At 48.7% G+C, this 6,196-nt stretch carries 14 protein-coding genes; 5 read left to right on the top strand and 9 right to left on the bottom strand.

What is annotated here, in order from left to right; all coding sequences use genetic code 11:
• A partial coding sequence (locus tag KIH86_RS02965; protein WP_223110289.1) for a hypothetical protein occupies positions 1-269 on the top strand: 269 nt, incomplete at its 5' end.
• 166 nt (positions 270-435) lie between these two features.
• Here the strand turns inward: KIH86_RS02965 and KIH86_RS02960 are convergent.
• The 9 genes from KIH86_RS02960 to KIH86_RS02920 form a co-directional block, all read right to left on the bottom strand.
• Complete coding sequence (locus KIH86_RS02960) at positions 436-846, bottom strand: type II toxin-antitoxin system HicB family antitoxin (protein ID WP_223085713.1); 411 nt, start codon at positions 844-846, stop codon at positions 436-438.
• A gap of 52 nt (positions 847-898) precedes the next feature.
• Positions 899-1,114 (bottom strand): type II toxin-antitoxin system HicA family toxin, encoded by a 216-nt coding sequence (locus KIH86_RS02955; RefSeq protein ID WP_223085712.1) that lies wholly within the window; start codon positions 1,112-1,114, stop codon positions 899-901.
• Positions 1,115-1,388: 274 nt separating this feature from the next.
• On the bottom strand, positions 1,389-2,345 hold the full coding sequence (locus KIH86_RS02950; RefSeq protein ID WP_223085711.1) for a tyrosine-type recombinase/integrase: 957 nt from the start codon (positions 2,343-2,345) through the stop codon (positions 1,389-1,391).
• Positions 2,342-2,680: a hypothetical protein gene (locus KIH86_RS02945; protein WP_223085710.1), complete on the bottom strand. Its 339-nt coding sequence runs from the start codon at positions 2,678-2,680 to the stop codon at positions 2,342-2,344. Before KIH86_RS02945 ends, KIH86_RS02950 begins: the two co-directional genes overlap by 4 nt.
• A gap of 93 nt (positions 2,681-2,773) precedes the next feature.
• On the bottom strand, positions 2,774-3,475 hold the full coding sequence (locus KIH86_RS02940; protein ID WP_223085709.1) for a hypothetical protein: 702 nt from the start codon (positions 3,473-3,475) through the stop codon (positions 2,774-2,776).
• A gap of 116 nt (positions 3,476-3,591) precedes the next feature.
• Positions 3,592-3,777 (bottom strand): hypothetical protein, encoded by a 186-nt coding sequence (locus KIH86_RS02935; RefSeq protein ID WP_223085708.1) that lies wholly within the window; start codon positions 3,775-3,777, stop codon positions 3,592-3,594.
• Positions 3,778-3,878: 101 nt separating this feature from the next.
• The gene (locus KIH86_RS02930; protein ID WP_223110288.1) at positions 3,879-4,145 is read right to left on the bottom strand and encodes a hypothetical protein; all 267 of its coding nucleotides are present in this window, start codon (positions 4,143-4,145) and stop codon (positions 3,879-3,881) included.
• A 7-nt stretch (positions 4,146-4,152) separates the two neighbouring features.
• Positions 4,153-4,323 carry a hypothetical protein gene (locus tag KIH86_RS02925; RefSeq protein ID WP_223085706.1) on the bottom strand — a complete coding sequence of 57 codons (171 nt, stop codon included), beginning with the start codon at positions 4,321-4,323 and terminating at the stop codon, positions 4,153-4,155.
• Between the two features lie 35 nt (positions 4,324-4,358).
• Positions 4,359-4,844: a hypothetical protein gene (locus KIH86_RS02920; protein WP_223085705.1), complete on the bottom strand. Its 486-nt coding sequence runs from the start codon at positions 4,842-4,844 to the stop codon at positions 4,359-4,361.
• A 154-nt stretch (positions 4,845-4,998) separates the two neighbouring features.
• Here KIH86_RS02920 and KIH86_RS02915 point away from each other — a divergent pair, with 154 nt between their 5' ends.
• The 4 genes from KIH86_RS02915 (at position 4,999) to KIH86_RS02900 (ending at position 6,078) form a co-directional block, all read left to right on the top strand.
• The gene (locus KIH86_RS02915) at positions 4,999-5,208 is read left to right on the top strand and encodes a helix-turn-helix domain-containing protein (RefSeq protein WP_223085704.1); all 210 of its coding nucleotides are present in this window, start codon (positions 4,999-5,001) and stop codon (positions 5,206-5,208) included.
• An 84-nt stretch (positions 5,209-5,292) separates the two neighbouring features.
• A complete protein-coding gene (locus KIH86_RS02910; RefSeq protein ID WP_223085703.1) occupies positions 5,293-5,493 on the top strand; it encodes a hypothetical protein in 201 nt (66 codons plus the stop codon).
• A complete protein-coding gene (locus tag KIH86_RS02905) occupies positions 5,480-5,731 on the top strand; it encodes a hypothetical protein (RefSeq protein WP_223085702.1) in 252 nt (83 codons plus the stop codon). Before KIH86_RS02910 ends, KIH86_RS02905 begins: the two co-directional genes overlap by 14 nt.
• A gap of 14 nt (positions 5,732-5,745) precedes the next feature.
• On the top strand, positions 5,746-6,078 hold the full coding sequence (locus KIH86_RS02900; protein ID WP_223085701.1) for a YolD-like family protein: 333 nt from the start codon (positions 5,746-5,748) through the stop codon (positions 6,076-6,078).
• Positions 6,079-6,196 lie beyond the last annotated feature (118 nt).

Below are 6,196 nucleotides of genomic sequence, written 5' to 3'. Positions count from 1 at the left end.
AATATTTTTGTTTAGGAGGTCTTATGAATAAGCGAGGGGCAAGTATGTTTTTTTTCTCGATAGCTACTTTCCTTTTTGTAGTTCGTAATGTTGTACACTCGATGGAAGCTGTTTTTTTAGCAGCTAGCCTTAATAGTGGTGTTACTAATGAAACCTACAAGATTTATTATGATATTACAACTACTCCTTATTCATATATTTTTGAAATAATCGCTTTAATTGTAGGTATTATATATCTTGTACTAGCTGAATTAGAAGCAAGAAAATAAACAAAAAAATCCCACCAGCCGAAGCTGGTGGGCAATTTTTTTTGTTTTCAAGGAAATCCAGATGAAAATCAACCCAGCCATGCCGTACCGAAGTGGTTCCCGCGACACCGACTTAAATATGAGTTCAGTGTCGTGGCCAGTTCCCATTCAGCCGTCTTCAGTCGGGTTATTTCCGACGCTCCAAGCCCAAGGCATCCTTCAGACCAGTCTGCAATACTTGGCTAAAGTTCAGTCCGGCTTCGTCAGCAGCATCGCGCAGCCACTTCGGCAAGGTGCAGTTCTTGGTCACGGCTTTGTTGGCCGCAGCGTCCCGATAGGGTGGCATATAGATTTCAACGAAGACAATCCGGTCGCTGGCATCCTCTAGCTCGATCTGGTCCGGTTCTGACGGTTGAGGAAGCGGCTGCCCGGCCTCTTCCAATTCCTGCGCCCGGAATGCAAGCAGTTCTTTCGCGCGTGACAATCCTTCTGCAAGCTCGGCGGCGGTGACAGCTGTTCCGGGGAAGTCAGGGAAGTACATGCTCAAGTTTGTTTCGGTACGTTCCACGACGACGGGATAAACATAATGGGTTTTCAAGTTCTCACGCTCCTTTACATGTAGATGGTCACAGGTGGCGAAACAGCCGGGGTTAGAATGTAACCCCGGACGTCCGTTCGATGCTCTTTAGTGTACCCTTTGCCAGCGTGTCGCCCATGCTATGGACGGCTACGTCGGCGTATTTACTTGGGTCTTTCGGGTTTATGTATCTTCGATGGCTTGTTCCCTTACCGTGGTTTGGCGATTCGATAAACCCTGCTTTCTTCAATGATTGAAGCACTTCGCGCACCGTTCGCTGTTTCCCCATCCTTTGACCTCCTCTCTATACCTTTATTATACGCGCATAAATAATGCGTGTCAATAAAAAATGCGCATAAAAAATGCGTGTAATTACGAACGCTGTTAGCATAGTCGAGGAAATGTGGTAGGGGTTTAGAACGTCAAAATGATGTCAGGGAATCTAGATCAGAGGATTCCTTACAAGATTTATGTTAAAAAGATAGTTCCATGTGTTTTATAGCATCACCGCACCAATCGAAGCGCCGAGTGAGCAGTCCGAAAGCATCAAAAAATATATTCATTCAATCAAATTTGGGGACCTTTAAATCTCCGCATGGATCACAGAGATCGTAAGATTGGCTTAAGTCAACACCCCAAAGCCGGACATATTCAGATGTCATTTGCGTTGTTGTATGCCCAAGAATTCTCGATAAAGCAATGGTATTTCCACCTTTAGTCACCCACATCCGGGCGAATGTATGACGAAAAGTATGAGGACTCACCCGCATTCGGTCAATTTCAAATGCTGTCCCCAATGATTTTTTTGTACGGCGAAGCGCGTCGCGCACTGATGCAGGAGCGAGTGGTTTGCCGTATCGCGATGCGAACAACAAGTCCCCTCTCTCGATATTGTACTTATCCGCATAATTTTGGACAAAGTCAGACAGATCCTTAGAAAAGGGAACTTCCCGTTCTTTGTCTCCCTTGCCCAATACCAGTATGATGCGTCGGTCATGGTCAAACGAATCTAGTCGCAAATTTAAGGCCTCGCTGATTCGAACACCTGTACTGGCAAGCAGGAAAACCAGTAGGGACATACGATCTTTATAGCGTGGGGATGCCCTGGTATCTCGTATAGCATTAATTATCGCCTGTAGTTGCTGAACGGAGAATCCTTGGATTGCCTTTTTTCGGGGAATAGGACGGCGGATTCCTTCGGTCATAGAGCCGACGATTAGTTTCTTCTCCTTCAGGTATTGCTCAATTCGTTTTAAGCAGGTGAAATGCTTAGAGCGGGTAGCTGGAGCAAGGGGCTTTCCAGTATGATAATTCGGCCGTTCGGACAACCATGCCAAATACTCTCTGGCGACATTTATCGAAAAGTCAGGGACTGCGATTCCGCGGTCCCCACAAAACTGAGCGATTTCATCAAATTGAGATAAAAGATTACGTACCCCTTGCTTCGTGATATTTTCGCTTGTCAACCACTTTTCAAAATCGATTGCTAGATCAGCAAGCATCAAATCAGGTTTTGTCATTGTACCATCTCTGCAATCAGCGCCTTGTCGGCCAGGTCCTTCAGTTTGCTAAACTTCGCTTCGTCCAGAATATCGATATTTCCGGACTTAATGATCGCCTGTAACGCCTCACTATCGGAGACTACCTTAGCCCAATCCCGCTGACCTTGCCATTGCGTACCATGGATCAGAACAAACCGACCGTCACGCAGCTGCGTAACTCCCAAGTGAGTGCCGACACCACCATCAGACCAGTTGCTGCCGTTCCAGTGGTCGAGCCGCTCGTTATATTCAACGCGGGCGATTACCGGACCCTGACGCCATTCATTTTCGTAAACGTTAACCTTGTTTCTCATTTTTTCATTCCTCCATTTGGTTTGATATAATGGAGGGCGGGAGAGCCCTGAGAAGTTATCCCGCCCGGCCGCTCGAACTTTGTTCGGGCGGCTTTAAACGATCATAAAGCGTGTGGTGCCGATGATTCCGCCGCTCTCATTGCGCACCGCGCCCGCGCCGGTGTCGGGGACCAGAATGTCAGTGCGATGAATACCGGAATCGGCAAGGGCCTGAGCGACGAGTAAGGAGACGATATAGTACGTATTGTACTGCGGCTCCGGCAGTCCAACGACAGCTCCGTAGGTGCTACGAACGACCGGATGACCCCCAACCGCCGGGACCTGCACATATTGCTGGCTGACCCTGACCATCTGGTCCTCGGCCGGAACAGTCAGGACGACCAACGTTCGCTCGGCATCGTAAAGGTTCAGGGCATGCGGCGTCAAGTTCACGAAGCGCGGCGAGATACTCAGCATGTCGATCAGATTTTGCAGCGCAGTTACGGTGTCGTCACTGTCCACATCGTCGATCCGCAGATCAGACAGCTTCTTAGCGATCTCATAGTCGTATTCGGCATCGGACTCGAAGATGATCTGGATGCCATCCAAGCTGTCATCGCTCAGAAGTTCCGCGAGGTTGACAATTGCATACGATCCATCACCATCCCCGTCGAATTCGAATTTAGTCTCTTCCTCAAAAGCAGCATAGATGGCCTGCTTGTCTTTCTTCTTCAAATCCGCGAAATCGACTTCACCGGCAGCGACGATAATATTTCTGGAGTTGACGAGCAATTGAACGAGCGTTCCTCTTTCCACTTAGCATTCTCCTTTTCGGGGCGGTTCGCCCCATCGTGTATTTGCGGATTTCCGCGACGGCCCTGCTTCCCAGCGCTGCCGTTTCGGCCAGTATCCATCCGGCCATCGTCAGGCGGTTAATAATTCTCGTCTCGCATTCCCTCTTTATAAGACGCTTCCCGAGCTGAGAAGCGTTTTTTATCAACCATTTCTTTCAGAGCCTCGACAGGGTTCTTTCCGGCATCAATTTCTCTCAGTGCCTTCGTTAGCTCGTTGGAAGCCTTTGCCTTTACTTCTTTAAGCCCTTCAAAGTCCTTTTCCATGTTTCCTCCAAGCTTAAAGCCCTGCGGCTATTATGTAGCGGATCTTCCCGATGCCCTTAAGCGTATCGGCTAGTGCTCTCTAGCGGCCCTCGTCAGTCGCTTTAGAAAATCTCGCTGGAGCCAAGTAGTTTCAAATGATGGTTGGCCTCGTCTACATCGGAGAAGGTCATGCTATTGATGGCATCGCACCAGCGCTGGGCTTCCGCTATGGTATCCGCGTCGCAGAATTGTGCGGCATACTCTTCATCCTCTAGTTCAAAAGAGCACTTTCCGTTTTTTTCGTCGAAAGTGCCGTATACAGGCACTCCGTTGTCCGGGCATTGAATTCCCAGTGTGAACTCCATTTTCCCCTCCATGGTTAAAGCCATCCGGCTGTTATTTTTCCAACTGTTCGACGATCTTGTCATAGTGATGGATGTCCCAGCTCTTGATTTTGATCGCATGAGATCGAGCCATTTGGACCAGGTTGTGCGGCGTTACCCCACAAGCCCGCATAGCTTCAATCATCTTTTTTTCACTATCTGAGACAGTCATTTCGTTCAGCATATTCAATCCTCCCTCGCGTATGCCCGCCGGCAAGTTTATGCAGCTACCAGCATTCCGTTCAATGCGATCTTGGCATCTTCCTTACCTTCGAAGATTTCTGCCACCACACCAGCGATGATCCGGAAGTAAATGCGATGTGCGCTGTAGCTGCGGATTACGCTGTCTGCCTCGTAGATACCATCGGCAAGACCGGTATAGGTCAGGTAGCCGTTTCCGCTGCGATTGCGTCCGTCGTAGGAAGCGCGGATGAACTTACGGTCCAGATCGAATTTGGCTCCTGGCGTAGCCAGCGTCACACGGGCCAGCCATCCCTTGGACCAGCTCCCGTGAGCTTCCGTCACGACTTCGGCGTCATCGGTGCGACGGATACCGCGAACCAGAGACAGGCCCATCTCTACAGGTTTGCGGGCTTCAGCCCAAGCTTGACGGAGCGCCATTGCCATGTACTCCTGAACCTTTCCGCCGAATCGAACTACCGCCGTTCTTGCAATCTCCCAAGCTCTGACCATAATGTTTTTCATTACTAACGCCTCCGCTATCATGAAAATTGTTTCGTCTTCTTGGTTAATATATTACACCTTCGCGGAAGTCTGGTCAACAGTTTTGCGGAAAAAAATTCGTTTTATTGAAAATATATTTAGTAACATGTATAGTTTTATATGTGGAGGTGGAAATATGATTACATATGAACCGCTGCGAATCCTGCTTGTAAAGCGCAGTATAAAAAAGATGGATTTTATTGCAAAGGTCGGCATATCCCCTACCACGGCAGCAAAGCTGTGGAATGACGGGTATGTGTCTTTAGAAGTGCTGGATCGTATCTGCGAGGCATACGATGTAGAAATATCAGATGTAGTCAGACGCAAAAAAGAGCAGGAGGGATAACCTCTTTGCTCTTTTTTTCCTCTGTTCAAACATCGGCGTCCGGTCTATAATACAAACAAATGTTCCTATTTTGGAGGCGGTATTATGCACATGCGAGTAGGCCAAACTCTGGAAATTGTGTATATCGATAAAGCTGGGAAGATTACTCAACGGAAAATTGAAGTCAAAGGTATCCGTGACGGCCGTATCCGCGCGACCTGCCTGTCCACAGGCGCTCCGCGTGTATTCCTGGCTTCAAATATCCTCGCCTGGAAGCCGGTGGGGCCACGGCATGCTGTCGGATAATGCCCGGAAGCTCCTGCGGATCATGTATTTCCATCGTCAGCATTTCGGGGTGTCTCCACCGATGTGGCAGCTCATTCGAAAATCAAGCCGCCGGCCGGAGCAGATTAGAGCTGCCCTGCAGGAGCTGGTTGATGAGCGTTATATTGATTGGCGACCTGGTGCGCCCACGGAAACAATCGTGATTATTGAAGGGTGGGAGCGACAAGAACTCCGGCCGACCTGGATGCGCCGAAAATAGAAGGAGAGAACAACATGAAAAAACTCGAAGGCGGATTGTGGGAGAGTAAGTTTATCTTACCGGAGCATCGTGTAAGGATGGAGCGGGATGCACGGGAAGGTCAGCGCCGCGAGATACCGGTGCTTGATCAACAGGAGTTGGAGGAAATTGACCGGGCGCTTTTTTACAGTTTGAATGATGGGGTTCCGGTCACGCTGCGTCTGTGGGACCCGTTCCCTCCGGATCGGATCGCCAAAGGCTATGTTTTTGACGTCAATCGCTCCCTTCGGCGGATCAAACTTCGCTGGGGCGAGGATGATTGGGATTGGATTGATATAGATGAGATCTTATTTGCAGTACATAATTAATAATCGTTAAGAATTACCGGCATTTTTCCGATAAATAAAATGAAAGGAAAAAAGAGGGGATTGCCGGTGGAGAAAATGGATTTAACAAAGGAATGTTTAATAGACGATATTGTAAATT

Source organism: Paenibacillus sinensis, from assembly GCF_019904155.1.
Classification (GTDB): Bacteria; Bacillota; Bacilli; order Paenibacillales; family Paenibacillaceae; genus Paenibacillus_AQ; species Paenibacillus_AQ sinensis.
This window is presented reverse-complemented; position numbering and strand designations above follow the sequence as displayed.